Source organism: Cellulosimicrobium sp. 72-3, assembly GCF_013127315.1.
GTDB classification, from domain to species: domain Bacteria; phylum Actinomycetota; class Actinomycetes; order Actinomycetales; family Cellulomonadaceae; genus Cellulosimicrobium; species Cellulosimicrobium funkei.
Map to the genome: position 1 here is coordinate 1,890,400 of NZ_CP053419.1, position 24,834 is coordinate 1,915,233.

The following is a 24,834-nucleotide window of genomic DNA, read 5'->3' on the forward strand; positions in this document are numbered from 1 at the left end:
TCCCGCCGGGCCGTCGTGGTCGACGGCCCGCGCACGTGCCTGCGGCCCGTGCCCTCCGGCGGCCAGCGCCGACCCTGACCCTTGCCAGCACGCAGCAGCTCGAACCGAAGGACACCACCGCACAGTGATCGACTTCAGGTACCACATCGTCTCGTTGATCTCGGTCTTCCTGGCGCTCGCCGTGGGGATCATCCTCGGCGCGGGCCCGCTCCAGGGCGCGATCGGCGACCAGCTCACCGGGCAGGTGGAGCAGCTGCGCACCGAGCGCAACGAGCTGCGCGACCAGCTCGACCAGGCGAACGTGACGCTCGGCGACGACGCACGGTACATCGAGGCCGCGGGCCCGCAGCTCGTCGCGGGCTCCCTCCAGGACCGTCGCGTGGCCGTCGTCGACCTGGACGGGGCGGACGACGAGCGCGACGACGCGGTGACCGCGCAGCTCGAGACGGCGGGTGCGTCCGTCGTCGGGCACGTGCGCCTCACGGACTCGTGGACGAGCCAGGACGAGGAGAGCGCGCGGCAGACGGTGGCCGAGGGTCTCGGCGACAAGCTGGGCGACGTCCCGCAGGACGCGACCCCCGAGCAGCGGCTGTCGCGCGCGCTCGCGCTGTCGCTCACGGGGGCGGCGCCGTCGAGCACGGAGGAGCGCAGCCCCGAGGCGCTCGAGCTCGAGGCGCTGCTCGAGCGCTTCGCGCTCGTCGACGTGGTCTCCGAGCAGACGCTGCCCGCGGACGTGGTCCTGCTGCTCGGGGGCTCCGCGCCCTCGCCGGCCACCCCCGCCGCGGAGGGTGAGGAGCCGCCCGCACCCGACACCTACGCGGTCGACATCGAGGTCCAGGTGGCCGTCGCCGCGCAGGAGGTCGCCGGAGCCGCGCTGGTCGCCGGCCCGACGGCGGTCTCGGGCGACATCGTCTCGACGATCCGCGCGAACGAGGACCTTTCCTCGACCGTCTCGACCGTCAGCGGCATCGAGGCCGAGCCGGGCCGGATCAACGTCCCGCTCGCGCTCGCCGCGCGGCTCGCGGACCAGGTGGGGCAGTTCGGGTTCGAGGAGAGCGCGACGGCCGTCCTCCCGCCCGCGGTCGAGCTCCCGCCGGTGACGCGCACGACGGCGTCCCCCGCCGGCGCGCAGGACGCCGCGGCGGGCGACACCACGGGCGAACCGGCCGGTGACGGGGCCGACGTCGAGCAGGCCGGCGACGGCGCGGGGGAGGGCTGACGTGGGGCGCGCGCTGCGCACGCTCGCGGCCGCCGGCGTCGCCGCGACGGTGACGGCCGCGGCACGCCGCACGGCCGGGTCGCGTGCGCCCGGGGGCGCGGAGCGATGGACCCGGACCAACCACCGGGGCGAGCCGATCAGCCTGCTCGAGGGTCCGGCCGTGGCCGCCGGCCTCGTCGCCGGCACGCTCGCGGCGGGAGGCGACGCCCGCACGCGCGCGGCGGTCGCCCTCGCGACGGCGAGCGCGGGCACGTTCGGCCTCGTCGACGACCTCGCGGAGGACACGACGAGCCGCACCAAGGGTCTGCGCGGCCACCTCGGCGCGCTCGCGCAGGGTCGGGTCACGACGGGTGCGCTGAAGATCCTCGGGATCAGCGGCGTCTCGCTCGTCGCGGCGGCGATCGGCACGCGACGCACGGGCGGTGCCTTCGGGCACCTCGTGGACGTGGGCGTGAACGGCGCGCTCATGGCCGGCACCGCGAACCTGCTCAACCTCCTCGACCTGCGGCCGGGGCGCGCCCTCAAGGCCGCCGGCGCGGCGTCGCTCCCGTACCTCGGCACCGCCGCCGCGCCGACGACGGGGGCCGTCCTGGGTGCCGCCGTCGCCGCGGCCCCGGGGGACCTCGGCGAGCGCGACATGCTCGGCGACTGCGGCGCGAACGCGCTCGGTGCCGCGCTGGGCTCCCAGGTCGCGTTCACCGCGCCTCGCCCGGTGCGCTGGCTCGCTCTGGCGGGCGTCGTGGGGCTCACCCTCGCGAGCGAGAAGGTGAGCTTCTCGAAGGTCATCGAGGGCAACGACGCGCTGCGGCGCGTGGACGCGTGGGGCCGGCGCCCGGCGTGAGCGCGGGGGCGGGGCGGCTGCGCGCCGCCACGGGCACCCTGGCGGGCGCCGCCGCGATGATCACGCTCGTGACGATCGCGAGCCGCCTCGTCGGGTTCGCAAGGTCGCTCGTGCAGTCCTTCGCCGTCGGCACCGAGGGCGTCGGGTCGGCGTTCACGGCGGCGAACCTCCTGCCGAACGTGCTGTTCGAGGTCGCCGCGGGCGGTGCGCTCGCCGGTTCGGTGGTCCCGCTCCTCGCCGGGCCCATCGCCCGGCGCGCGGGCACCGAGGTCTCGCGCATCGCCTCGGCGCTGCTCGGGTGGACGCTCGTCGTGCTCGTCCCGCTCGGGGCGCTGCTCGCGCTCCTCGCGGAGCCGATCGCGTCCCTCCTCATGCTGCCGAAGCATCCCGAGCTCGTCGACGTCACGGCGACCTTCGTGCGTGTGTTCGCCCTCCAGGTGCCGCTCTACGGGCTCGCGGTCGTGCTCGGGAGCATCCTCCAGGCGCACAAGCGGTTCTTCTGGCAGGCGTTCTCGCCGCTCCTGTCGAGCCTCGCGGTCATCGTCGTCTTCCTCGTGTTCGCGGGTCTGGCGGGGGGCGACCAGAAGGACGTCGCCGCGTTGTCGGGCCAGGCCATCGCGTGGCTCGGCTGGGGCACGACGGCGGGCGTCGCCGTCCTCGCGCTGCCCCTCGTGCTCCCCGTGCACCGGCTGGGCGTCCGCCTGCGGCCCACGCTGCGCTTCCCGGGCGGCGAGGCGGTCCGGGCGCGCAACCTCGCGTTCGCGGGCGTGGGGGCGCTCGTCGCGCAGCAGCTCTCGGTGCTCGCGATCATGGGCGCCGCCTACCGGTTCGGACCGGAGCAGACCTTCCCGACGTACTGGTACGCCCAGCAGGTCTACCTGCTCCCGTACGCGGTGCTGGCGTTCCCGCTCGCGACGAGCACGTTCCCGCGCCTCGCGGAGCACGTCGCGCACGCCCGGCACGACGCCTACCGGCGCCTGCTCGCGACCACGACGCGCACGCTGCTCGTCGTGGCGGGGCTCGGCGTCGCGGCCCTGATCGCCGCGTCGGCGGCCGTCGAGGCGGTCTTCGCCCGCATCGCGACGGGCTCGGTCGACGGGCTCGGTGGAGCGGTCGCCGCGATGGCGGTGGGCATCGTCGGGTTCTCGCTGATCCTGCACCTGTCGCGCGCGCTGTACACGATCGACCGCCAGCGGATCGCGGTCGTCGTGACCGCCGCGGGCTGGCTCGTCGTCGCGGCGGCCGCCTACGTGCTCCCCGCCCTCACGGGCGCCCGCGACCAGGCCGGGGTGCTCCTGCAGCTCGGCCTCGCGACCGCGGTCGGGATGTCGGTCGCGGGCGCGGGGCTGCTCCTCGCGACGCGGCGCCACGCCGGCCCGGACGCGACGCGCGGCGTCCCGCGCACGCTCGTCGTCGTCGCGGTCGGCGTGGCGCTGGGCGCGCTCGCGGGCTCGGCGCTGTCGAGCGTCCTGCTGCCCGACGACGCGGGCTGGCTGCCCGCCGTCGGCGTCGGCGCCCTCGCGGCCCTGGTCGCGGGCGTGGTCGTGGTCGGCGTCTCGCTCGTCGGCGACCGCGCGGCCCTCCTGGGCGTCCTGCGGCGCGGGACGCCGAGCACCGGCGACCCGGCCGCTCCCGGGGCGGGCGACGCCGTCGGGCCCACGACGGACGCGCCTGCGGGGGACGAACCCACGACGAAGGCACCCGGCGACACGTCGCCGAGGTGACGCGCCCGTGACGCGCGCCCGGACGCGCGCCGGGTCGCGCGTCGAGGCGAGGGGGACCTCGCCGTGCCGCCCGGTGTGAGCGGACCGACCCTCGGGTCCGCGTGCCGTCGTCGGGCACGCTGTTAGGATGGAGTTCCGTGGCAGATCACCTGAACCGGCCCTCCTCCCGCCTCAACGCCTCGGGCGCTCGTACCGAGCACCGCACCGCGCACGTCTTCGTCACCGGCGGCGTCGCCTCCTCGCTCGGCAAGGGCCTCACGGCGTCCAGCCTCGGTCGTCTGCTCCGCTCGCGCGGCCTGCGCGTCACCATGCAGAAGCTCGACCCGTACCTCAACGTCGATCCCGGGACGATGAACCCGTTCCAGCACGGCGAGGTGTTCGTCACCGAGGACGGCGCCGAGACGGACCTCGACATCGGCCACTACGAGCGCTTCCTCGACGTCGACCTCGAGGCGTCGGCGAACGTCACGACCGGCCAGGTGTACTCCCAGGTCATCGCGCGCGAGCGGCGCGGCGAGTACCTGGGCGACACGGTCCAGGTCATCCCGCACATCACCGACGAGATCAAGACGCGCATGCGCGCCCAGGCCGGTGAGGACGTCGACGTCATCATCACCGAGATCGGCGGCACCGTCGGCGACATCGAGTCGCAGCCCTTCCTCGAGGCGGCCCGCCAGGTTCGCCACGAGCTGGGCCGGGACGACGTCTTCTTCCTCCACGTGTCGCTCGTGCCGTACATCGGCCCGTCGGGCGAGCTCAAGACGAAGCCCACGCAGCACTCCGTCGCGGCGCTGCGGTCCATCGGCATCCAGCCCGACGCGATCGTGCTGCGCGCGGACCGCGTGGTGCCCGAGCCGGTGAAGCGCAAGATCGCCCTCATGTGCGACGTCGACAACGAGGCCGTCGTCAACGCGATCGACGCGCCGAGCATCTACGACATCCCGCGCGTGCTGCACGCGGAGGGCCTCGACGCCTACGTCGTGCGCCGCCTCGGCCTGCCGTTCCACGACGTCGACTGGGACGGCTGGAGCCAGCTCCTCGAGCGCGTGCACCAGCCCGCCCACCGCGTCGAGGTCGCGCTCGTCGGCAAGTACATCGACCTCCCGGACGCCTACCTCTCCGTCACGGAGGCGCTGCGCGCCGGCGGTTTCGCGAACGACGCCAAGGTCACGATCCGCTGGGTCGCGTCCGACGAGTGCCAGACGCCCGAGGGCGCGGACGACGCGCTGCACGGCGTGGACGCCGTCCTCGTGCCCGGCGGGTTCGGCGTGCGGGGCATCGAGGGCAAGCTCGGCGCGCTGCGCTGGGCGCGCGAGAACAGGGTGCCGACCCTCGGCATCTGCCTCGGCCTGCAGTCGATGGTCATCGAGTACGCGCGCAACGTGCTCGGCATCGACGACGCGTCCTCGACCGAGTTCGACCCGGGCACGTCCCACCCCGTCATCGCGACCATGGAGGAGCAGCTCGCGATCGTCGGCGGCGACGGCGACCTCGGCGGCACGATGCGCCTCGGCTCCTACGAGGCTGCGCTCACCCCGGGCTCGGTCGTCGCGAAGACCTACGGCGCGGAGCGCGTCACGGAGCGCCACCGCCACCGCTACGAGGTGAACAACACCTACCGCAAGCAGCTCGAGGAGGCGGGGCTCGTCATCAGCGGGACGTCGCCCGACTCGTCGCTCGTCGAGTTCGTCGAGCTCCCCGCGGACGTCCACCCGTACTACGTGAGCACGCAGGCGCACCCGGAGTTCAAGTCGCGCCCCACGCGTTCGCACCCGCTGTTCAGCGGCCTCGTCCGCGCCGCGCTCGAGAACCAGGCGGACTGAGTGGCCGGCGAGCACCCGGTCGTGGACGCGCTCGCGCCCCGGCCGGTCGTCGAGACGACGGTCGTGCACGAGGGTCGCGTGTTCGACCTGCGGTCCGACGTCGTCGACCTCGGCGACGGCGGCCGCGTCACGCGCGAGTACCTCGACCACCCCGGTGCGGTCGCGATCGTCGCCCTCGACGCGGACGAGCGTGTCCTGCTGCTGCGCCAGTACCGCCACCCGGTGCGGCGCGAGCTGTGGGAGGTGCCCGCGGGCCTGCTCGACGTCGTGGGCGAGGACGGGCGTGTCGCCGCGGCCCGCGAGCTCGCCGAGGAGGCGGACCTGCGGGCGGCCCGGTGGGACGTGCTCGTGGACTACTTCACGACGCCCGGCGGGTCCAACGAGGCGCTGCGCGTGTTCCTGGCGCGCGACCTGTCGCCCGTGCCGGACGACGAGCGGTTCGCGCGCGAGGCCGAGGAGCTCGACATCGAGCTGCGCTGGGTCCCGCTCGACGAGGCGGTGCCCGCCGTCCTCGGGGGCGCGCTGCACAACCCGTCGGCGGTCGTCGGGATCCTCGCGGCCGCCACGTCGCGCGCGGGCGGCTGGGCCTCCCTGCGCCCTGCCGACGCGCCGTGGCCCGAGCGCCGCGGGGGCTGACGGCGACGGGGGCCGGTCCGCGGTCCGTGACGGTCCGACCGCGGGCGGCGTCGTGAGCCATGCCGCGGGCTTCTCGTCCCCGGCGTGGCCCGACGCCGGCGGCCGGCCACAGCCGCGGTCCCTTGCCGTCCCGCCCCGGGTCCGCCGAGGCGGGCGTGCTAGCGTCGAGTCGGTCGTGCACCGAGCCGAGGAGGTGAGCCCCGTGAACGCTGTGTCCGTACCGGGCGCTCCCTCGCTGCCCACGATCGCGCGACGGCCGTAGCCGTCCCGGGAGCGCTCGCCGCACCATCGCGAGAGGCGACTCCCATGAGCACCACCACACCTTCGTCTGCACCGGGCTCCTCAGCAGGCGCCGCGGTCCCCGGCCCGGCGGCAGCGTCGGTCCCGGTCCCGGTCCCGGTCCCGGTCCCGGTCCCGGTCCCGGTCCAGACCCCGGCCCTGACGACGGGCGAGCGCGCCCTCGTGCTCGGGGGCGGCGGGTCCACCGGCAACGCGTGGCTGATCGGCGTCGTCGCCGGTCTCGCCGACGCCGGGGTCGACGTCACGACGGCGGACCTCACCGTGGGGACGTCGGCGGGCGCCACCACCGCGGCCCAGCTCGCCGGCGCGACGCCCGCCGAGCTCTACGCCGCCGTCGTCGCCGGAGCCCCGCCGCGGCGCGCACCGGATCCCGGGCGGGACGACCGCCGCGAGCGCACGCGCCAGGCGGCGGACCAGATGGCCCGCACGGCCGCGCTCATCGCCGCGTCGCGCGACGCTGCGGACATGCGGCGCCGGCTCGGCGCCGCGGCGCTCGACCTCCCGGCGGCCTCGGACGCGTCCGCGCAGGCGCGCTGGCGGGCGACGGTCGCGGCACGCCTGCCGAGCACGTCGTGGCCGCGCCGCGCGCTGCTCCTCACCGCGGTCGACGCGCGGACCGGCGCGCCGGTCGTCCTCGGCGCGCACAGCGGGGTCGACCTGGTGGACGCGGTCGCGGCGAGCTGCGCGGGCGGGTTCGCGTACGGCGTCGGGCCGGACCGGTTCATCGACGGCGGGTACCGCCGCAACGAGAACGCCGATCTCGCGGCGGGCTGCCGCCGCGTGCTCGTGCTGTCGCCGCTGGGCGGCAGGACGCGCACGCCGCGGGAGTGGGGCATGCAGCTCGACGTGCAGGTCGCGGAGCTGCGCGCGCAGGGCAGCGCGGTCGAGACGCTCGTCCCCGACGGGTCCGCCGAGGGGCTCGTGGGACCGCGGGCGATGGACCTGACGCTGCGCCCGGCCGCCGCCCGCGCGGGACACGCCCGGGGCGTGGAGGCCGCCGACCGCGTCGCGCGCCTCTGGCGCTGAGCGCGGGCCCGGTCTGGCGCGTCGTCCGTCGACGCGCCGGACCCCGGTGTCAGGCGCGCGTGCGGGTCGTGAGGACGACGCGCGTGGACCCGGCGACGAGCAGCGCCGAGCCGAGCATGTGCAGGCCCACGAGCAGTACCGGCAGGCCCGTGAAGTACTGGACGTAGCCGATCGCGCCCTGGGCGAGCGTGATGGCGAGGAGGATCCACCCGGCGCGGCGCACCTCCTGCGGCCCGCGACGGACGCTCACGAGGTAGGCGACGAGGACGGCGACGAAGACCCACACCGCCCACGCGTGGACCTTGCTCATGAGCGCCGGGTCGACGGCGAACCGGTACCCGACCTCCTCGTCACCGCTGTGCGGGCCCGCGCCCGTGACGATCACGCCGAGGACCACGACGACCGCGGTGAGCCCGTACAGCGCCCACGCGAGCGCGCGCGAGCGCGGCGCGACCGTCGGGACGGGCGGGCCGTCGCCCTCCCCGGAGCGGTGCAGCAGCAGCAGCGAGACGGACACGAGCGCCGCCGAGACCACGAAGTGGAGCGACACCCAGCCCGGGTGCAGGTGCAGCAGCACGATGACGCCGCCGATGATCGCCTGCGCGGCGACGCCGAGGAGCGGCACGGCGCCCAGGAGCCGGTAGGACAGGACGCGCGAGCGGTCGGTCCACACGAGCACGAGGGCCGCGATCGCGATGACGCTCAGCACCCCGGTGAGCGTGCGGTTCCCGTACTCGACGAACTGGTGGTACGTCGTCTCCGGGTGGAAGCGCGCCGCGAACTGCCCGGGCTCGCACTGCGGCCACGTGGAGCACCCGAGGCCCGAGCCGGTCAGCCGGACGGCGCCGCCGGTGACGATGATGCCGATCTGCGCCACGAGGTTGGCGACGAGCACCGGCCGGGTCCAGCGGCGCAGCGGCGCGAGCCGGTCCGGACGGGCGACGCCGTCGCCGGCGGGGCGGGCGGTCGTGCCGGGGTCGAGCGCGGGGGGCGGGGTGCTCACGGTCCCACGGTATCGGGACGCGCGGGCAGCCCCGGAATCCTGCGGGTGTGAGATGTGCCCGGGGCGGGTCAGGTCCAGCGGAAGAGCTTGCCCGCGCCCCAACCGAGCGCGGCGGTCCAGCCCAGCAGCACGACGACCGAGAACGGCGGGACGGAGCCGTCGAGCAGGGCGCCGCGCATCGCCTCGCCGAGCGCGCCCGACGGCAGCAGCAGGGCGACGTGCGCGAGCGGCCCGGGCAGCTGGTCCGCCGGGACGAGCACGCCGCCGCCGACCGTGAGGAGCACGAGCACGAGGTTCGCGACCGCGAGCACGCCCTCGGCGCGCAGCGTGCCGGCGAGCAGCATCGCGAGCGACGTGAACGCCGCCGTGCCGAGCAGGACGGCGAGGAGCGCGGCCGGGATCCCCGCGACGTCGGGCTGCCAGCCGAGCGCGAGCGCGACGGCGGTGATGACGACGACCTGCACGACCTCGACCGCGAGCACGCCCAGCACCTTGCCCGCGAGCAGGCCGCCCCGGCCGAGGGGGGTCGTCGACATGAGGCGCAGCACGCCGTTGCGGCGGTCGAACGCGGTCGCGATGGCCTGGGACGTGAACGCCGTCGACATCACGGCGAGCGCGAGCACGCCCGGCGTCACGAAGTCGACGCGCGACGCACCGCCGGTGTCGAGGTCGACGAAGGACGTGAGCACGAGGCCGAGCAGGAGCATGACGGGCAGGATGATCGTCACGAGCAGCTGCTCGCCGTTGCGCAGGATCATCCGGGTCTCGAACGCCGTCTGGGCGGCGACGCGGCGCCACGCGGGCGCGGCGAGCTCGGTCCCGGCCGGCCCTCGGGCCGCGGCGGTGGCCGACGGCGTCTCGTTCGCGGTCATCGCAGGTGCCGTCCCGTGAGGTCGAGGAACACGTCCTCGAGCGTGCGGCGGCCCACCGTGACGCGCGACGCGAGGACGCCGCGCGCGGCGAGCCACGTCGTCAGCGCGACGAGCGTCGCCGGGTCGGCCGGGCCGGTGAGGGTGTACGAGCCGGGCTGCGGCTCGGCGACGGTCCACGACGCGGGGCCGGGGGCGCCGTCGGGCGCGGCGAGCGCGTCGCGCAGGCCGCCGAGGTCGAGGCCGGGCGTCGCCTCGACGCGGACCGTGCGGTCCGTCTCCCCGTCGTCCCCGGACTCGAGGAGCTCGCGCGTCGCGCCTGCCGCGATGACCCTCCCGTGGTCGACGACGTACACCTGGTCCGCGAGGTCCTCCGCCTCGTCCATGAGGTGCGTCGTGAGGACGATCCCGACGCCCTCGGCGCGCAGCTCGCGCACGAGCTCCCACACGGCGTGCCGGCTCTGCGGGTCCATGCCCGCGCTCGGCTCGTCGAGGAAGACGACCTCGGGCCGCCCGACGATCGCCGCGGCGAGCGCGAGGCGCTGCCGCTGGCCGCCGGACAGGCGCCGGACGGTCGTGCGCGCGAAGCTCTCCAGCCCGAGGCGCTCGGTGAGCTCGCCGACGTCGCGCGGCCGGGCGTACATCGACGCGACGTGCCGCAGCATCTCCAGCGCGCGCACGCCCGTCGGCAGGCCGCCGTCCTGGAGCATGACGCCCACGCGGGGACGCAGGTCGCGCGCGTCGGTCAGCGGGTGCAGCCCGAGCACCTCGACGCGCCCGGCGTCGGGAGAGCGCAGGCCCTCGCAGCACTCGACGGTCGTCGTCTTGCCGGCGCCGTTGGGGCCGAGCACCGCGGTGATCGCGCCGCGCTCGGCGGTGAGGGACACGCCGTCGACGACGGCACGACCGTCGTAGCGCTTGACGAGGTCGTGCACGAGCACGGCGGGGGCGGGCACCCGGCCGATTCTAGGCGGAGCGCGCGCGCCCGCCGACCCGCGCCCGCCCAGGTCGCGCGGGGTGTCGCGTACGCCACATCCGCCGCGTCAGGGCCCCGTCTGAGGGTCGCCTTGCTTGCGCCGGAACAATTAGGGAACAACCATGTTGTCTATATCGAGGGCGCTGCGCGCGCAGGCGTGCCCCCGACCGACCACGGAGGTGAGCATGGGAGCAGGAGCGGTCCGACCGGACGCGCTGCGTACCGTCGCCCCCTCCGGCGCGCCCGCTGCCGACGTCGACCGGCGCACGCGCGAGCGCGTGCTCGAGCTCGTCGCGAGCGCGGGCCCCGTCAGCGCGGCCGACCTCGCCGCGACGCTGGGCCTCACGCCCGCCGCGGTGCGCCGCCACCTCGCCCTCCTCGAGGAGGACGACCTCGTCGCCGTGCACGACGCCGGGCACCCCACCGGGATGCGCGGCCGCCCCGCGCGTCGGTACGTGACGACGTCGGCCGGCCAGGGCGAGCTCAGCGGCACCTACGCCGACCTCGCCGCGCAGGCGCTGCGCTACCTGCGCGACGTCGCGGGACCGGGCGCCGTCGAGCGCTTCGCCCAGGACCGGCTGTCCGAGCTCGCCGACCGCTACGCGGACCGGCTCGACGCGCCGGACGTCGAGGGCCGCGCGGCCCAGCTCGCCGCCGCTCTGGCGGACGACGGCTACGCCGCGAGCGTGCGCCCCGTGCCGGGCACCTCTGCCGTCCAGCTGTGCCAGGGGCACTGCCCGGTGCAGCACGTCGCCGAGGAGTTCCCCCAGCTGTGCGAGGCGGAGGCCCAGGTCTTCGCCAAGCTCCTCGGCTCGCACGTGCAGCGCCTCGCAACCCTCGCGACGGGCGCGCACGCGTGCACCACGAACGTGCCGGTCGGGATCTCCGTCCCGGCCCCCGCACCGCGGGTGGCGCGAGCCGCCCTGGCCCACGACGTCCGGGCGCGGGGGCGCCCGTCGTCGGGCGAGACCTGACCCCGAGGGGCGCCCCGCCCCGCCCGCACGACCTCCCCCGAAGAACCTGTACCGACTGCCCCCGCCCGCAACGACGGACAGTGGAAGGACGACCATGAGCGCTCCCACCCAGGACGCCGCCGGCACGGCCCTGCCGACCGGTGAGAAGCAGACCGACGACGAGATCATCGCCTCGATCGGCGCCTACGAGTACGGCTGGCACGACTCCGACGAGGCGGGCCAGATCGCGCAGCGCGGCCTCGACGAGGACGTCGTGCGCAACATCTCCCGGCTCAAGAACGAGCCCGAGTGGATGCTGAACCAGCGCCTCAAGGCGCTGCGCCTGTTCGGCAAGAAGCCCATGCCGAGCTGGGGCTCCGACCTCACCGGCATCGACTTCGACAACATCAAGTACTTCGTGCGGTCCACGGAGAAGCAGGCCGCCACGTGGGACGACCTGCCCGAGGACATCAAGGAGACGTACGACAAGCTCGGCATCCCCGAGGCGGAGAAGCAGCGCCTCGTCGCGGGCGTCGCCGCGCAGTACGAGTCCGAGGTCGTCTACCACCAGATCAACGAGGAGCTCGAGCGCCAGGGCGTCATCTTCCTCGACACGGACACCGCGCTGCGCGAGCACCCGGAGATCTTCCAGGAGTACTTCGGCACCGTCATCCCGTCGGGCGACAACAAGTTCGCCGCGCTCAACTCGGCCGTGTGGTCGGGCGGGTCGTTCGTCTACGTGCCGCCGGGCGTGCACGTCGAGATCCCGCTGCAGGCCTACTTCCGCATCAACACGGAGAACATGGGCCAGTTCGAGCGGACGCTGATCATCGCGGACGAGGGCTCGTACGTGCACTACGTCGAGGGCTGCACCGCGCCGATCTACTCGTCGGACTCGCTGCACTCCGCGGTCGTCGAGATCGTCGTGAAGAAGAACGCCCGCGTGCGCTACACGACGATCCAGAACTGGTCGAACAACGTCTACAACCTCGTGACCAAGCGGGCGACCGCGGCCGAGGGCGCGACGATGGAGTGGGTCGACGGCAACATCGGCTCCAAGGTCACCATGAAGTACCCGGCGATCTACCTGCTCGGCGAGCATGCCCGCGGCGAGACGCTGTCGATCGCGTTCGCGGGCGAGGGCCAGCACCAGGACGCCGGGGCCAAGATGGTCCACGCGGCGCCCCACACGTCGTCGTCGATCGTCTCGAAGTCGGTCGCGCGCGGCGGTGGCCGCACGTCCTACCGCGGCCTGGTCCAGGTGCTCGAGGGCGCCTCGCACTCGGCCTCGACCGTGCTGTGCGACGCGCTGCTCGTCGACCAGATCTCCCGGTCCGACACCTACCCGTACGTCGACGTCCGCGAGGACGACGTGTCCATGGGGCACGAGGCGACGGTCTCGCGGGTGAGCGAGGACCAGCTGTTCTACCTCATGTCCCGAGGCATGGAGGAGACCGAGGCGATGGCCATGATCGTGCGCGGGTTCGTCGAGCCCATCGCGCGCGAGCTGCCCATGGAGTACGCGCTCGAGCTCAACCGCCTCATCGAGCTGCAGATGGAAGGGTCCGTCGGCTGATATGACCACCACCACCGTTCCCGAAGAGGCCGGTCTGACCACCGACCACTCGCGCGCGCAGGCCGACGGGGCGCACTCCCACGGCGTCGTCGTGCCCCAGGGCTCGCGCGCCGAGCGGCTCACGTCGTTCGACCTCGCCGACATCCCCGTGCCCTCCGGGCGCGAGGAGGAGTGGCGCTTCTCGCCCGTGGCGCGCCTCGCGCCCCTGTTCGACGACAAGATCGTCGGGCAGAGCGGCGGCGGCGACGTGCGCGTCACGGTCGTCGAGGCGCCCGAGGTCGAGGTCACGATCGTCGGCCGCGACGACGAGCGTCTCGGCACCGCCGGCAAGCCCGGCGACCGCACGGCCGTGACGGCGTGGAACGCCTTCGAGCAGGCCACGGTCGTCACGGTGCCGAAGGAGGCCGTCGCCTCCGACGTCACCTCGGTCCGCATCGAGGGCCACGGCTCCACGCCGACGGCGAGCCACGTCCTCGTGCGCGCCGAGCGGCACTCCGAGGCCGTCGTCGTGCTCGACCACGTGGGCGCCGCGACGCTCAACGAGACGGTCGAGATCGTCGTCGAGGACGGCGCGCACCTCACCGTCGTGTCCGTCCAGGACTGGGCCGACGGCGCCGTGCACGCGTCGTCGCACCGCGCGCGGATCGGGCGCGACGCGCGCCTCAAGCACGTGGTCGTCACGCTCGGCGGCGACGTCGTGCGCGTCACCCCGGACGCGGAGTTCACCGCCGAGGGCGGCGAGGTCGAGATGGTGGGCCTCTACTTCGCGGACGCGGACCAGCACCAGGAGCACCGCCTGTTCGTCGACCACGCCGTCCCGCGCTGCAAGTCCCGCGTGACGTACAAGGGCGCGCTGCAGGGCGAGGGCGCGCACGCCGTGTGGGTCGGGGACGTGCTCATCCGGGCCGAGGCCGAGGGCACCGACACCTACGAGCTCAACCGCAACCTCGTCCTCACGGACGGCGCGCGCGCGGACTCGGTGCCGAACCTCGAGATCGAGACGGGCGAGATCGAGGGCGCGGGGCACGCGTCCGCGACCGGCCGCTTCGACGACGAGCAGCTCTTCTACCTGCAGGCTCGCGGCATCCCGGAGGTCGAGGCGCGCCGTCTCGTCGTCCGCGGCTTCTTCGCCGAGCTCATCCAGGAGATCGGCGTCGCGTCGGTCGAGGAGCGCCTGCTCGAGGCGATCGAGCGCGAGCTGAGCAAGTCCATGTCGATCATCGACGGGAGCGCCGAGCCCGCCGAGGCGACGGCGTGACCGCACAGCCCGCCTGCACGACGTCCGACCTCGGCCCGGAGGAGGCGCTCCGCGTCGAGCTCCCGGCCGAGGACGGGCGCGTCGTCGAGGTCGCGGTCGTGCGCGACGGCGACGGCGGGTGGCACGCGATCTCCGACATCTGCTCGCACGGGGCCGTGTCCCTGTCCGACGGGGAGGTCGAGGGCTGCTTCGTCGAGTGCTGGCTGCACGGCTCGCAGTTCGACCTGCGGACCGGCATGCCGACCGCGCTGCCCGCGATGCGGCCCGTGCCGGTCTACCCGGTGACGGTCGACGGCGAGCAGGTGCTCGTCGACGTCGACCGCGTCGTCGCTCCCACCTGACCCGACCTCCTCTGACCCGGCGCGCCGCGCGCGCCCCCAGCTCAAGAACCTCTTGGAGAACCACTGATGTCCACTCTCGAGATCCGCGACCTGCACGTCAGCGTCGAGACCAAGGAAGGGCCGAAGCCGATCCTGCGCGGCGTCGACCTGACGATCGCCAGCGGCGAGGTCCACGCCATCATGGGCCCGAACGGCTCGGGCAAGTCCACGCTCGCCTACTCGATCGCCGGCCACCCCAAGTACCAGGTCACCGGCGGCACCGTGACGCTCGACGGCGAGGACGTCCTCGCCATGAGCGTCGACGAGCGCGCCCGCGCGGGCCTGTTCCTCGCCATGCAGTACCCGGTCGAGGTCCCCGGCGTCTCCGTGTCCAACTTCCTGCGCACCGCGAAGACCGCGATCGACGGCGAGGCCCCCGCGCTGCGCCACTGGGTCAAGGACGTCAAGGGCGCCATGGAGCGCCTGCGCATGGACGACTCCTTCGCCGAGCGCTCGGTCAACGAGGGCTTCTCCGGCGGTGAGAAGAAGCGCCACGAGATCCTCCAGATGGAGCTCCTGCAGCCGAAGTTCGCCGTCCTCGACGAGACCGACTCGGGCCTCGACGTCGACGCGCTGCGCATCGTCTCCGAGGGCGTGAACCGCGTCCACGAGGCGACCCAGGCGGGCGTCCTGCTCATCACGCACTACACGCGCATCCTGCGCTACATCAAGCCGGACTTCGTCCACGTCTTCGTCGACGGCAAGGTCGCGGAGGAGGGCGGCCCGGAGCTCGCCGAGCGTCTGGAGGAGGAGGGCTACGACCGCTACCTCGGTGGCGCCGTCGAGTCCGCCTCGGCCGCCTCGGCCTGAGCGCTCGCACCACCTGAGGAGACGACCATGACGACCACCGCGCACCCCGCAGGGCAGCACGCCGGTCCGGCGCGCCTGACCGACGTGGAGCTCGCCGCCGTGCGGGCGGACTTCCCGCTGCTCGAGCGCACCGTGCGCGGTGGTCGTCCGCTCGTCTACCTCGACTCCGCGGCCACCGCGCAGAAGCCGCAGGTCGTCCTCGACACCGAGGTCGACTTCTACGAGGAGCGCAACGCGGCGGTGCACCGCGGCGCGCACCAGCTCGCCGAGGAGGCGACCGAGGCGTTCGAGGACGCCCGGGCCGACGTCGCGGCGTTCGTCGGCGCGCGCCCGGGCGAGATCGTCTGGACGTCGGGCGCGACGGCCGCGATCAACCTTGTCGCGTACGGGATCTCGAACGCGACGCTCGGTCGCGGGGGAGAGGCGGCCCGCCGCTTCGCGCTCGCGCCAGGCGACGAGATCGTCATCACGGAGGCGGAGCACCACGCGAACATCGTGCCGTGGCAGGAGCTCGCGGCCCGCACCGGGGCCGTCCTGCGCTGGTTCGAGGCGGACGACGACGGTCGCGTGCGCGTCGAGGACGCGGCGACCGTCATCACCGAGCGCACGCGCGTCGTAGCCTTCACGCACGTGTCGAACGTGACGGGTGCGGTCACGCCGGTCGAGCCGATCGTGGCCCGGGCGCGCGAGGTCGGGGCGCTCACGGTGCTCGACGCGTGCCAGTCCGTGCCGCACCTGCCGGTGGACCTGCCCGCGCTCGGCGTCGACTTCGCCGCGTTCTCGGCGCACAAGATGCTCGGGCCCACGGGCGTGGGCGTGCTGTACGGGCGGCGCGAGCTGCTCGAGGCGCTGCCGCCCGTGACGACCGGCGGGTCGATGATCGAGGTCGTCACGATGACCGAGTCGTCGTACATGGCGCCGCCGCAGCGGTTCGAGGCGGGCACCCAGCCCGTCGCGCAGGTCGTCGGGTTCGGCGCCGCCGCGAAGTACCTGCACGAGCTCGGCATGGACGGCGTCGCCGCGCACGAGCACGAGCTCGCCGCGGAGCTGCTGCGCATCGGGGAGATCCCCGGCGTGCGCATCATCGGCCCGCGCGAGCCGGCCGACCGGCTCGCCGTCGTGTCGTTCGTCGTGGACGGCGTGCACGCGCACGACGTCGGCCAGGTGCTCGACGACGCGGGCATCGCCGTGCGCGTCGGTCACCACTGCGCCCAGCCCCTGCACCGCCGCTTCGGGATCGCCGCGACCGCGCGCGCGTCCGCGTCGGTGTACACCACGCGCGAGGACGTCGACGCGTTCCGGGAAGCATTGGCCGGGGTCCGCGCGTTCTTCTCGGTGGACTGAGAGAGGACCCGATGAGCTCGATCGAGCAGATGTACCAGCAGGTCATCCTCGACCACGCGAAGACCCCGCACGGCCGGGGCCTGGTCGAGGTGGCGGACGGCGCGGCGAGCGGCCAGTCGCACCAGGTGAACCCCACGTGCGGCGACGAGGTGACGCTCCGCGTCGAGCTCGCCGACGGCACCATCGACCGCGTGAGCTGGGAGGGGCAGGGCTGCAGCATCTCGCAGGCGTCCCTGTCCGTCCTCACCGACCTCGTGACGGGGCGCCCCGCCGCGGAGGCCGAGCACCTCGGCGACGTGTTCCGCGAGCTCATGGGCTCGCGGGGCAAGGGCCTCGACGACGCCGCGGAGGACGAGCTCGGTGACGCCACGGTGTTCACGGGCGTCTCGCGCTACCCTGCACGGATCAAGTGCGCCCTGCTCGGCTGGGCCGCGCTGCGCGACTCGCTCGTCACCTCGGGCGCCCTGAGCGCGCCGGGCGACGCATCGACCGCAATGGCTTCCGACGCGGCGCTCGCCGCGCGGGGAACGACGGAGGAGAACCGATGACCACCGAGACCGGCGCGCCCGCCGAGGGTGCCACGCCGAGCCCGCCGAACGTCGCGGACGTCGAGGAGGCGATGCGCGACGTCATCGACCCCGAGCTCGGCATCAACGTCGTCGACCTCGGCCTCGTCTACGGCATCCAGATCGACCAGAACAACCACGCCGTCATCGACATGACGCTCACGTCCGCGGCGTGCCCGCTGACCGACGTCATCGAGGACCAGTCCGCGCAGGCGCTCGAAGGCCTCGTGGACGGCTTCCGCGTCAACTGGGTCTGGATGCCGCCGTGGGGCCCGGAGAAGATCACCGACGACGGCAAGGAGCAGCTCCGCGCGCTCGGCTTCAACGTCTGAGACCACCGCTGCGACCGACGCCGCGTCCCCGTCCGGGGGCGCGGCGTCGTGCTGTTCCCGGCAGGTCGCGCGGTGCCGTTCGCGCCCGGCCACGGTTCGCCCCTTCCGGTACGTTGACGCGGATCGTCCTGAGTGTTGGGATATGTGCGCCCACACCACTTTTCGGAGGACGACGTGACACAGCAGGACCAGACCGCCGCGGGCGGCTCAGCGCGGCGGGTGCGCTACCGCGGCAGGCATCTCCCGATGGTGGCGGTGGTCATCGCGGCGACGATCGCCACCGCCCTGGCGTACAGCGGCATGGTCCTGTTCGGTCTCGAGGTGGCGCACATGTCGCCGCTCGAGGCGTACGGGCTGGCGGGCTTCCTCGAGATCAGCCTCGTCGCCGTGGCGCTCATGGCGCGCAACGCGGCGCTCGAGGGGCGGCCCTACGGTGTGCTCCTCGCGCTCACGTGGGTGCTCTCGGGGACGTCGGGCCTGTTCGCCGCTCTCCACGAGATCGCCGTCCCGACGGCGAGCACCCCGTACATGGTGGTGTTCCGGTTCGTGCCGCCGCTGGTCGCCGCGCTCATGTGGCACCTCGCCCTCGTGGGGGAGCGGCACATGGTCACGGGCCACACGCTCGAGGAGCGCCGTCGTGAGCTGCGCGTCCACGGGTACGTGTCCGCGCTGGAGCAGTGGCGCGACGCGCGCGCCGACAGCGCTGGCTCGCCGGCGGACCTGCGCAAGGTCCGCGCCGCGCACGAGCGCCAGCGCGCCGCCCGGGACGCCGCGCTCAAGCTGCTGACCGTCGAGGACTTCGAGCGCCGCATGCAGGTCTGGGTCGACCGTCTGGAGGCCGCCGAGCGGCACGGCAACCGGCTCGACCTCATCGGGGCGAGCTCCGCGAAGCGCGGCACCGCGCGTGGCAAGGCGGGGGCCGCGGTGTCCGAGGCTCCCGCGCCCGCCGAGGCGCCCATGGGCGTGGCCGCCGTGGCCGCCGGGGCGAGCGGCCCGGCGCTGCTCGCGCCGGAGCCCGCGCGCCACGACGACACCGGCGCGGTCGAGACTTCCCCGACTCCCGAACCGGTCGACGTCGTGACGACCGACGCCGTGACGACCGACGCCGCGCTGCGCGACGAGGTCCCGACGGACGGTGCGCCGTCGGCCGACCTCCCGGTGCGCGAGGTGACCCGCGACCTGCCCGCCGCCGAGGCGACGGCCGAGGCGACCGACGCGGAGACTGCGGAGGACGCGCCCGCCGCCGAGCCCGCGTTCGAGGCCCTGCCGGACCTCGAGGCACGAGTCAAGGAGATCTTCGGTCGCACGCGGCCGCTCCCGTGGGAGCAGCCCGCCCCCGAGGAGGCGGAGACGCCGTCGGCCCCCGAGCCGCCGGCCGTGACGGGGCACACGCGCCGCGTCGAGGTCTTCGACCTCCCGCGGCCCCAGGACGTGGAGCCGACGCCGGCGGACGACGCCGGGACGACGCTCGGTGAGGACCCGATGGCCGAGCGCGACCGCCGCATCGTCGAGCTCGCGCGCGAGGGCCTCAACCAGCGCGAGATCGCCCAGCGGGTCTCGGCGTCGCGGTCGACCGTGAGCCGCGTCGTGCGTCGCTACGAGGACCAGCTGGCCGACGAGGCCCGCGAGCTCGCGAACGCCTGACGCGCCGCCGAGCGCTCGGCGGCACGACGCCGCGCCCCGGAGGGGACGCGGCGTCGTGCCGTCGCCACCGCACGCATGGCCGGGCGGGTGGCTTTCGCCGTGGGAACCGAGGACCTTGGTCCCCGAGGGCGGCTGTGGTCGGACCGCGTCGCCTAGGGTCGGGGCAGGCACCGGTCGCACCCGGGTCGGGGCCTCGACACAGCCCCCGCCTCTCGAAAGTGCTCCCCGTGCCCTCCCCCTCTCAGCCCCCGTCCCCCGACGGCCCCCTGGACGGCGACCGGATCGTCGTCGTCGGCGCCGGCATGACGGCCCACCGCCTCGTCGCGGGCCTGCGCACGCGCGACCCCGAGGGCACCTGGTCCGTCACCGTGATCGGCGACGAGCCGCACGAGCCGTACGACCGCGTGCACCTGTCCGAGTGGTTCGACGCCCGCGACGTGGACGCCCTCACCCTGGACCGCGCGGTGTGGGACGACCCGCGCGTCACGCTCGTCACCGGGGACGCGGTCGCGTCGCTCGACCGCACGGCGAGCGTCGTGACGACACGGTCGGGGCGCCAGGTCCACTACGACCGCGCGGTGCTCGCGACCGGCTCGTGGGCGTGGACGCCGCGCGCGGAGGGCACGGACCTGCCGGGACTGTTCACCTACCGCACGCTGGACGACGTCGAGCGGCTCGCCGAGTGGGTGCGCCTGCGCGAGCGGGCGCTGGGGCGGGCGGTGCGCGGCGTCGTCGTCGGCGGTGGCGTGCTAGGCCTCGAGGCGGCGGCGGCGCTCCAGCGGCTCGGCGCGGAGGCCACGGTCGTGGAGTTCGCCGACCGGCTCATGAGCGTCCAACTCGACCAGGGCGGCGGCGAGATGCTGCGCCTGCTCATCGAGGACCTCGGCGTCACGGTCCGCACCGGTGCGGGCGCGCACCGGTTCCTGCCTGCGGGCGACGGGTCCGTGGGCTCGGTCGAGCTCACGGACGGCTCCGAGCTGGCGACCGACGTCGTCGTCTTCTCCGTGGGCATCCGTCCGCGCGACAGGGTGGCGCGCGAGGCGGGCCTGGCGATCGGCGAACGCGGCGGCGTCGTCGTCGGCGAGGCGTGCCAGACCTCCGACCCGGGCGTGTGGGCGATCGGCGAGTGCGCGTCGGTCGACGGCGCGTGCGCGGGCCTGGTCGCGCCCGGGAACGACATGGCCGACGTCGTCGTCGACCGCTTCCTCGGCGGCGAGCGCGTGCACCGGCGCACCGACGACGGCACCAAGCTCAAGGGCGTGGGCGTCGAGGCGGCGTCGTTCGGCGACGTCAACGCGGTGAGCGCGGGCGCGCTCGAGGTCTCGTTCGTCGACCCGATCCACCGCCGGTACCGCAAGCTCGTGCTCTCGGACGACGCGACGACGCTGCTGGGCGGCGTGTTCGTCGGCGACATCGAGCTCTACTCGGCGCTGCGTCCGCTCCTGGGCCGCCCGCTCGGCGCCGACCCCGCGGCCGTGATCGCGCCCGACGGCGAGGGCCTGGCCGAGACCGAGCTGCCCGACGAGGCCGTCGTGTGCTCGTGCAACAACGTCGACGCGGGGACGGTCCGGGCCGCGGTGACCGAGCACGGCTGCCGGACGATCGGGCAGGTCAAGGACTGCACGACGGCGGGCACGGTGTGCGGGTCGTGCGTCCCGGCGCTCACCAAGCTGCTGAACGGCGAGCTGTCCCGGGCAGGGGTCACCGTCTCGGACGCGCTGTGCGAGCACTTCGCGATGTCCCGGGCGACCCTGTACCGGATCGTGCGGGAGGAAGGGCTGCGCACGTTCTCCGAGATCGTCGCGGCGCACGGGACGGGCCGCGGCTGCGCGGTCTGCCGCCCGACCGTCGCGTCGATCCTCTCGACGCTGCGCCGCGGGCACGTCCTCGAGGGCGAGCAGGCCGCGCTCCAGGACACCAACGACCACGTCATGGCGAACCTGCAGAAGAACGGCACCTACTCGGTGATCCCGCGGATGCCCGGGGGCGAGGTGCGTGCGGACCAGCTCCTGGAGTTCGCGAAGGTCGCCGACGACTTCGGGCTCTACGTGCGTGTCACCGGCGGCCAGCGGCTCGCGATGTTCGGCGCGCGCCTCGACCAGCTCCCGGAGATCTGGCGGCGCCTGACGGCCGTGGGTTTCGAGTCCGGGCACGCGTACGGGAAGTCGCTGCGCACCGTGAAGACGTGCGTCGGGCGTACGTGGTGCCGGTTCGGCGTGCAGGACTCGTCGGCCATGGCGGTGCGGCTCGAGCTGCGCTACCGCGGCCTGCGCTCGCCGCACAAGATCAAGTTCGGCGTCTCCGGGTGCGCGCGCGAGTGCGCCGAGGCTCGTGGCAAGGACGTCGGCATCATCGCGACCCACAAGGGGTGGAACCTCTACGTCGGCGGGAACGGCGGAGCCCAGCCGGCCCACGCCCAGCTCCTCGCCGAGGACCTCGACGACGAGACCCTGGTCCGCTACGTCGACCGGTTCCTCATGCTCTACGTCCAGGAGGCCGACCGTCTCCAGCGCACGGCGCCCTGGGTCGCGGAGCGCGCGGGCGGGCTCGAGGAGCTGCACCGCGTCGTCGTCGAGGACTCGCTCGGGATCGCCGACGAGCTCGAGGCGGCGATGGCCGAGCACGTGCGCGACTACGAGGACGAGTGGAGCGCGACGCTCGCGGACCCGGCGAAGCTGCGCAAGTTCACGCCGTTCGTCAACGCGCCGGAGGCGGTCGACGGCGACCTCGCGTTCGTCCCCGAACGCGGGCAGGTCCGTCCCGCCGACGAGACCGACGCCGTCGCCTACCCGGACCCCCGCGCGGCGCGCGACGTCGCGCTCGTCGCCGCCCGCGCCGTGCTGGAGGACATCCGATGAGCACGTTCGTCGACATCTGCGCGCTCGACGACCTCGAGCCCGAGCGCGGGGTCGGGGCCCTCCTGGGCGGGACCCAGATCGCCGTCTTCCGGCTCGCCGACGGCACCGTGCGCGCTGTCCAGCAGCGGGACCCCTACTCCGGCGCCAACGTCATGTCGCGCGGCCTCGTCGGCACGCACCGCGTCACGCTCGACGACGGCACGGAGCGCGACGTCGACACCGTGACCACCCCGATGCTCAAGCAGGTCTGGGACGTCGACACCGGCGACGTGCTCGACGCCGGGGGCAAGGACCGCAGACCCCTGGCGGTCTTCGCGGCCGAGGTGCGCGACGGGCGCGTCCTCGTCGCGGACGCCGCGACCTCGACACCGGGGACGGCGGGAGGCGCGACGACGTGAGCGGCAGGGCCGTCGTCGGCTGAGGCCCTACTGTCCGGTCCTGCCGTCGATCCGCTCGCGCAGGAGGTCGGCGTGCCCGCAGTGCCGGGCGTACTCCTCGATCCGGTGGACCAGGACCTCGCGGACCGCGACCCGGTCCGCGCCGAGCCGCTCCCCGAGGTCCGGGTGCCGGGCCAGCACCGCGTCGGTCGCGGCCTGCTCGCGCGCCAGGTTCGCGTACGCCTCGTCGACCACGCGCTGGTCGGCGACCGCGCCGTCGAAGTCCGCGTCGTGCCCCCCGTACAGCGCCGGCTCGCCGTCGTCGTCGGAGACCCACCCGCGCCACTCCCGCTCGACCTCCGCGAGATGGCGGACAAGGCCGAGCAACGACATCGTCGACGGCGGCACGGAGCGCCGTGCGAGCTGCTCGGGGTCGAGTCCCTCGCACTTCATGAGCAGCGTCGTCCGGTAGCTCGCCGTGTAGTCGAGCAGCGTCGCGAGCTCGCCGTCCGGGCTCACGCCGTCGGTGTTGCGCGGGTCCTCGTCCGGGTCCACCCACATGTCCGGGTAGACGGCTGCGCGGGTCCACCGCACGGGCTCGGTCATCACCCCATGCTCGCGCGCACCGGGGTGCCCCACAAGGTCATTCGCCCCGGTCCCAGGCGCTAGGATCGGCCACCGCCGGCAAGGAAGCCGGTGCACGACCGAAGGAGTCTCCTCGCCCATGATCGTCGCGTGGGGCGTGCTCGCCCTGCTCACCCTCGTCCACCTCGCCGCCCACCTCCTCGGTGCCGAGACCCTCGCCGACACGTCGCAGTGGTTCCTCATGCCGGTCCTGGCGGGCTGCCTCTGGCTCGCCACGCGGCGCCACGCCGCCCACGGCCCGGGCCGGCGCTCGCGGCTCGTCCGGCTCACGCTCGTCGCGCTGGGCTTCTCGTGGCTCGGCGACACCGCGCCCGACCTCGCCGACGGCGACACCGCCTTCCTGGTCATGGTCGGGTTCTTCCTCTGCGCCCAGATCACGTACACGATCGCGTTCTGGCCCTACCGCGCGGGCTCCGTCCTGCGCCGCCCGCTCGCGCTCGTGCCGTACGGCCTCGCGTTGCTCGCCCTCGTCGTCGCGTGCGCGCCGGACGCCGGGTCGCTGCTCGTCCCCGTCGTCGTCTACGGCGTGTGCCTCGTGACGATGGCCGTGGTCGCGACGGGCGTCGACCGGCTCGCCGCGGTCGGTGGTGCGGTCTTCCTCCTGTCCGACGCGCTCATCGCGCTGAACGCCTTCGCCCCGTGGTACGACCTGCCCGGGCACGGCTTCTGGGTCATGCTCACCTACGTCGTCGGCCAGGTGCTGCTCGCGCTCGGTGTGCTCCGTCGAGAGCGTGCGGCGGTGGTCCCCGTCGCGGAGAAGGGAGGAGCCGCATGGGCGTCGACGTGACGCTCGCGAGGGTCGTTCAGCAGGGGACGAGTCCCCGGCGTCGTTCCACGACGTCTGTCGACGTGGTGCCCGACGACGGTGACGTGCTGGCCCGGCTGCTCCCGGCGAGCGGCTTGCCGATGCTCGCGCGGGTCGATCCGTACGGTGACGTCGTGCTCAGCGGCTCCGAGATGGAACAGCTCCTCGACGAGCTGCACATCCTCATGGACCGCTCGTCCCCTCCTGACGCCGTCGTCCTGGGCGCGGTCGTCGTGCTCGCCGAACGGTGTCGTCGGGAGCTCGGGTCAGAGCTGCGGTTCGAGGGCGACTGAGGCCTCAGGCGTCGAGCGAGCGGACGACGCGAGCGGGTGAGCCGACGACGACCGTGCGCGGCGGCACGTCCCGGGTGACGACGGAACCGGCCCCCACGACGGCGTCGTCCCCGATCGTCACGCCCGGGAGGACGGTCACGTTCGCCCCGAGCCAGACGTTGCGGCCGAGGACGACGCGCGCCGGGTGCATGTCGGCGCGGCGGGCCGGGTCGAGGTCGTGGTTGAGGGTCGTGAGGACGGCGTTGTGCCCGATGAGGCACCCGTCCCCGACGACGATGCCGCCCTGGTCCTGGAACCGGCAGCCGGAGTTGACGAACACGTCACGCCCCAGGGTGATGTTCTTGCCGAAGTCGGCGATGAAGGGCGGGAAGAGGTTCACGGACTCGTGCACGGGCTTGCCCGTCAGCTCCGCGAGGAGCTCGCGGACCCGTTCGGGCGAGCGGTATGCGCCGTTGAGCTCACCGGCGATGCGCAGCGCCTCCTGGCTCGTGCGGTGCATGACGGCGTGCAGCGGCGAGCCGCCAGGGATCGTCCGCCCGGCGTCGAGCTCGGCCAGCAGGTCGTCCAGGTCCATGG

Annotated in this window: 24 protein-coding genes; 19 read left to right on the forward strand and 5 right to left on the reverse strand. The window is 74.3% G+C overall.

The genetic code is table 11. The features are described 5' to 3' along the window. Positions 1-124 precede the first annotated feature (124 nt). The 6 genes from HKK73_RS08535 to HKK73_RS08560 all read left to right on the forward strand — a co-directional run bounded on the left by HKK73_RS08535 (position 125) and on the right by HKK73_RS08560 (position 7,569). Positions 125-1,219, forward strand: a complete 1,095-nt coding sequence (locus tag HKK73_RS08535; RefSeq protein WP_171467813.1) for a copper transporter — start codon at positions 125-127, stop codon at positions 1,217-1,219. A gap of 1 nt (position 1,220) precedes the next feature. Beyond that, positions 1,221-2,060 (forward strand): hypothetical protein, encoded by an 840-nt coding sequence (locus HKK73_RS08540; RefSeq protein ID WP_085388058.1) that lies wholly within the window; start codon positions 1,221-1,223, stop codon positions 2,058-2,060. Next, on the forward strand, positions 2,057-3,784 hold the full coding sequence (murJ, locus tag HKK73_RS08545) for a murein biosynthesis integral membrane protein MurJ (protein WP_253705858.1): 1,728 nt from the start codon (positions 2,057-2,059) through the stop codon (positions 3,782-3,784). Before HKK73_RS08540 ends, murJ begins: the two co-directional genes overlap by 4 nt. Before the next feature lie 137 nt (positions 3,785-3,921). After that, positions 3,922-5,607 (forward strand): CTP synthase, encoded by a 1,686-nt coding sequence (locus HKK73_RS08550; protein WP_085388057.1) that lies wholly within the window; start codon positions 3,922-3,924, stop codon positions 5,605-5,607. After that, positions 5,608-6,243, forward strand: coding sequence for an NUDIX hydrolase (locus HKK73_RS08555; protein ID WP_085388056.1), 636 nt, complete (start codon positions 5,608-5,610; stop codon positions 6,241-6,243). Positions 6,244-6,549: 306 nt separating this feature from the next. Next, the gene (locus HKK73_RS08560) at positions 6,550-7,569 is read left to right on the forward strand and encodes a patatin-like phospholipase family protein (RefSeq protein WP_253705860.1); all 1,020 of its coding nucleotides are present in this window, start codon (positions 6,550-6,552) and stop codon (positions 7,567-7,569) included. Positions 7,570-7,618: 49 nt separating this feature from the next. Here the strand turns inward: HKK73_RS08560 and HKK73_RS08565 are convergent, their stop codons facing one another. The 3 genes from HKK73_RS08565 to HKK73_RS08575 all read right to left on the reverse strand — a co-directional run bounded on the left by HKK73_RS08565 (position 7,619) and on the right by HKK73_RS08575 (position 10,397). Next, complete coding sequence (locus tag HKK73_RS08565; protein WP_144723180.1) at positions 7,619-8,572, reverse strand: COX15/CtaA family protein; 954 nt, start codon at positions 8,570-8,572, stop codon at positions 7,619-7,621. 68 nt (positions 8,573-8,640) lie between these two features. Next, on the reverse strand, positions 8,641-9,444 hold the full coding sequence (locus HKK73_RS08570; protein WP_034656080.1) for an ABC transporter permease: 804 nt from the start codon (positions 9,442-9,444) through the stop codon (positions 8,641-8,643). Next, positions 9,441-10,397, reverse strand: coding sequence for an ABC transporter ATP-binding protein (locus tag HKK73_RS08575; RefSeq protein ID WP_043652037.1), 957 nt, complete (start codon positions 10,395-10,397; stop codon positions 9,441-9,443). The genes HKK73_RS08570 and HKK73_RS08575 overlap by 4 nt, the downstream gene beginning before the upstream one ends. Before the next feature lie 205 nt (positions 10,398-10,602). Here HKK73_RS08575 and HKK73_RS08580 point away from each other — a divergent pair, with 205 nt between their 5' ends. From HKK73_RS08580 to HKK73_RS08630, 11 genes are all read left to right on the forward strand, one after another. Next, positions 10,603-11,391, forward strand: coding sequence for a metalloregulator ArsR/SmtB family transcription factor (locus HKK73_RS08580; RefSeq protein ID WP_076404969.1), 789 nt, complete (start codon positions 10,603-10,605; stop codon positions 11,389-11,391). A 94-nt stretch (positions 11,392-11,485) separates the two neighbouring features. After that, entirely contained in the window at positions 11,486-12,946 is a 1,461-nt protein-coding gene (sufB, locus tag HKK73_RS08585) for a Fe-S cluster assembly protein SufB (RefSeq protein ID WP_021480877.1), read from the forward strand. 1 nt (position 12,947) lies between these two features. Then, positions 12,948-14,204, forward strand: coding sequence for a Fe-S cluster assembly protein SufD (gene sufD / locus HKK73_RS08590; protein WP_114552665.1), 1,257 nt, complete (start codon positions 12,948-12,950; stop codon positions 14,202-14,204). Further along, positions 14,201-14,545 carry a non-heme iron oxygenase ferredoxin subunit gene (locus HKK73_RS08595; protein ID WP_021480875.1) on the forward strand — a complete coding sequence of 115 codons (345 nt, stop codon included), beginning with the start codon at positions 14,201-14,203 and terminating at the stop codon, positions 14,543-14,545. The genes sufD and HKK73_RS08595 overlap by 4 nt, the downstream gene beginning before the upstream one ends. A gap of 66 nt (positions 14,546-14,611) precedes the next feature. Continuing rightward, the gene (gene sufC, locus HKK73_RS08600; protein ID WP_021480874.1) at positions 14,612-15,394 is read left to right on the forward strand and encodes a Fe-S cluster assembly ATPase SufC; all 783 of its coding nucleotides are present in this window, start codon (positions 14,612-14,614) and stop codon (positions 15,392-15,394) included. A 27-nt stretch (positions 15,395-15,421) separates the two neighbouring features. Then, the gene (locus tag HKK73_RS08605) at positions 15,422-16,738 is read left to right on the forward strand and encodes a cysteine desulfurase (protein WP_034656073.1); all 1,317 of its coding nucleotides are present in this window, start codon (positions 15,422-15,424) and stop codon (positions 16,736-16,738) included. Between the two features lie 11 nt (positions 16,739-16,749). After that, complete coding sequence (gene sufU, locus HKK73_RS08610; protein ID WP_051027606.1) at positions 16,750-17,286, forward strand: Fe-S cluster assembly sulfur transfer protein SufU; 537 nt, start codon at positions 16,750-16,752, stop codon at positions 17,284-17,286. After that, positions 17,283-17,636, forward strand: coding sequence for a metal-sulfur cluster assembly factor (locus tag HKK73_RS08615; protein ID WP_021480871.1), 354 nt, complete (start codon positions 17,283-17,285; stop codon positions 17,634-17,636). Before sufU ends, HKK73_RS08615 begins: the two co-directional genes overlap by 4 nt. Positions 17,637-17,810: 174 nt before the next feature. Then, a complete protein-coding gene (locus HKK73_RS08620; RefSeq protein WP_144723178.1) occupies positions 17,811-19,280 on the forward strand; it encodes a helix-turn-helix domain-containing protein in 1,470 nt (489 codons plus the stop codon). A gap of 302 nt (positions 19,281-19,582) precedes the next feature. After that, positions 19,583-22,138, forward strand: a complete 2,556-nt coding sequence (gene nirB, locus HKK73_RS08625) for a nitrite reductase large subunit NirB (protein ID WP_171468721.1) — start codon at positions 19,583-19,585, stop codon at positions 22,136-22,138. Next, positions 22,135-22,536 (forward strand): nitrite reductase (NAD(P)H) small subunit, encoded by a 402-nt coding sequence (locus HKK73_RS08630; protein ID WP_034656068.1) that lies wholly within the window; start codon positions 22,135-22,137, stop codon positions 22,534-22,536. The genes nirB and HKK73_RS08630 overlap by 4 nt, the downstream gene beginning before the upstream one ends. 27 nt (positions 22,537-22,563) lie before the next feature. Here the strand turns inward: HKK73_RS08630 and HKK73_RS08635 are convergent, their stop codons facing one another. After that, positions 22,564-23,121, reverse strand: a complete 558-nt coding sequence (locus HKK73_RS08635; protein WP_034656065.1) for a DinB family protein — start codon at positions 23,119-23,121, stop codon at positions 22,564-22,566. Positions 23,122-23,239: 118 nt separating this feature from the next. Between HKK73_RS08635 and HKK73_RS08640 the strand changes: the two genes are divergently transcribed. Together HKK73_RS08640 and HKK73_RS08645 are read left to right on the forward strand one after the other, a co-directional pair. After that, the gene (locus tag HKK73_RS08640) at positions 23,240-23,947 is read left to right on the forward strand and encodes a lysoplasmalogenase (protein WP_171467814.1); all 708 of its coding nucleotides are present in this window, start codon (positions 23,240-23,242) and stop codon (positions 23,945-23,947) included. 62 nt (positions 23,948-24,009) lie between these two features. Next, positions 24,010-24,258 (forward strand): hypothetical protein, encoded by a 249-nt coding sequence (locus HKK73_RS08645; RefSeq protein ID WP_144723176.1) that lies wholly within the window; start codon positions 24,010-24,012, stop codon positions 24,256-24,258. Positions 24,259-24,262: 4 nt separating this feature from the next. On the opposite strand, the gene HKK73_RS08650 is transcribed toward HKK73_RS08645, so the two are convergent. Then, positions 24,263-24,832, reverse strand: a complete 570-nt coding sequence (locus tag HKK73_RS08650; RefSeq protein ID WP_171467815.1) for a DapH/DapD/GlmU-related protein — start codon at positions 24,830-24,832, stop codon at positions 24,263-24,265. Positions 24,833-24,834: the final 2 nt, after the last annotated feature.

Coding starts and splice junctions, on each gene's coding strand:
- HKK73_RS08650 (WP_171467815.1), bottom strand. CDS start 24,832: ATGGACCTGGACGACCTGCTGGCCGAGCTCGACGCCGGGCGGACGATC.
- HKK73_RS08640 (WP_171467814.1), top strand. CDS start 23,240: ATGATCGTCGCGTGGGGCGTGCTCGCCCTGCTCACCCTCGTCCACCTC.
- HKK73_RS08580 (WP_076404969.1), top strand. CDS start 10,603: ATGGGAGCAGGAGCGGTCCGACCGGACGCGCTGCGTACCGTCGCCCCC.
- sufD (WP_114552665.1), top strand. CDS start 12,948: ATGACCACCACCACCGTTCCCGAAGAGGCCGGTCTGACCACCGACCAC.
- sufB (WP_021480877.1), top strand. CDS start 11,486: ATGAGCGCTCCCACCCAGGACGCCGCCGGCACGGCCCTGCCGACCGGT.
- nirB (WP_171468721.1), top strand. CDS start 19,583: ATGACGGCCCACCGCCTCGTCGCGGGCCTGCGCACGCGCGACCCCGAG.
- HKK73_RS08605 (WP_034656073.1), top strand. CDS start 15,422: ATGACGACCACCGCGCACCCCGCAGGGCAGCACGCCGGTCCGGCGCGC.
- HKK73_RS08560 (WP_253705860.1), top strand. CDS start 6,550: ATGAGCACCACCACACCTTCGTCTGCACCGGGCTCCTCAGCAGGCGCC.
- HKK73_RS08630 (WP_034656068.1), top strand. CDS start 22,135: ATGAGCACGTTCGTCGACATCTGCGCGCTCGACGACCTCGAGCCCGAG.
- HKK73_RS08635 (WP_034656065.1), bottom strand. CDS start 23,121: ATGACCGAGCCCGTGCGGTGGACCCGCGCAGCCGTCTACCCGGACATG.
- sufC (WP_021480874.1), top strand. CDS start 14,612: ATGTCCACTCTCGAGATCCGCGACCTGCACGTCAGCGTCGAGACCAAG.
- HKK73_RS08570 (WP_034656080.1), bottom strand. CDS start 9,444: ATGACCGCGAACGAGACGCCGTCGGCCACCGCCGCGGCCCGAGGGCCG.
- sufU (WP_051027606.1), top strand. CDS start 16,750: ATGAGCTCGATCGAGCAGATGTACCAGCAGGTCATCCTCGACCACGCG.
- HKK73_RS08615 (WP_021480871.1), top strand. CDS start 17,283: ATGACCACCGAGACCGGCGCGCCCGCCGAGGGTGCCACGCCGAGCCCG.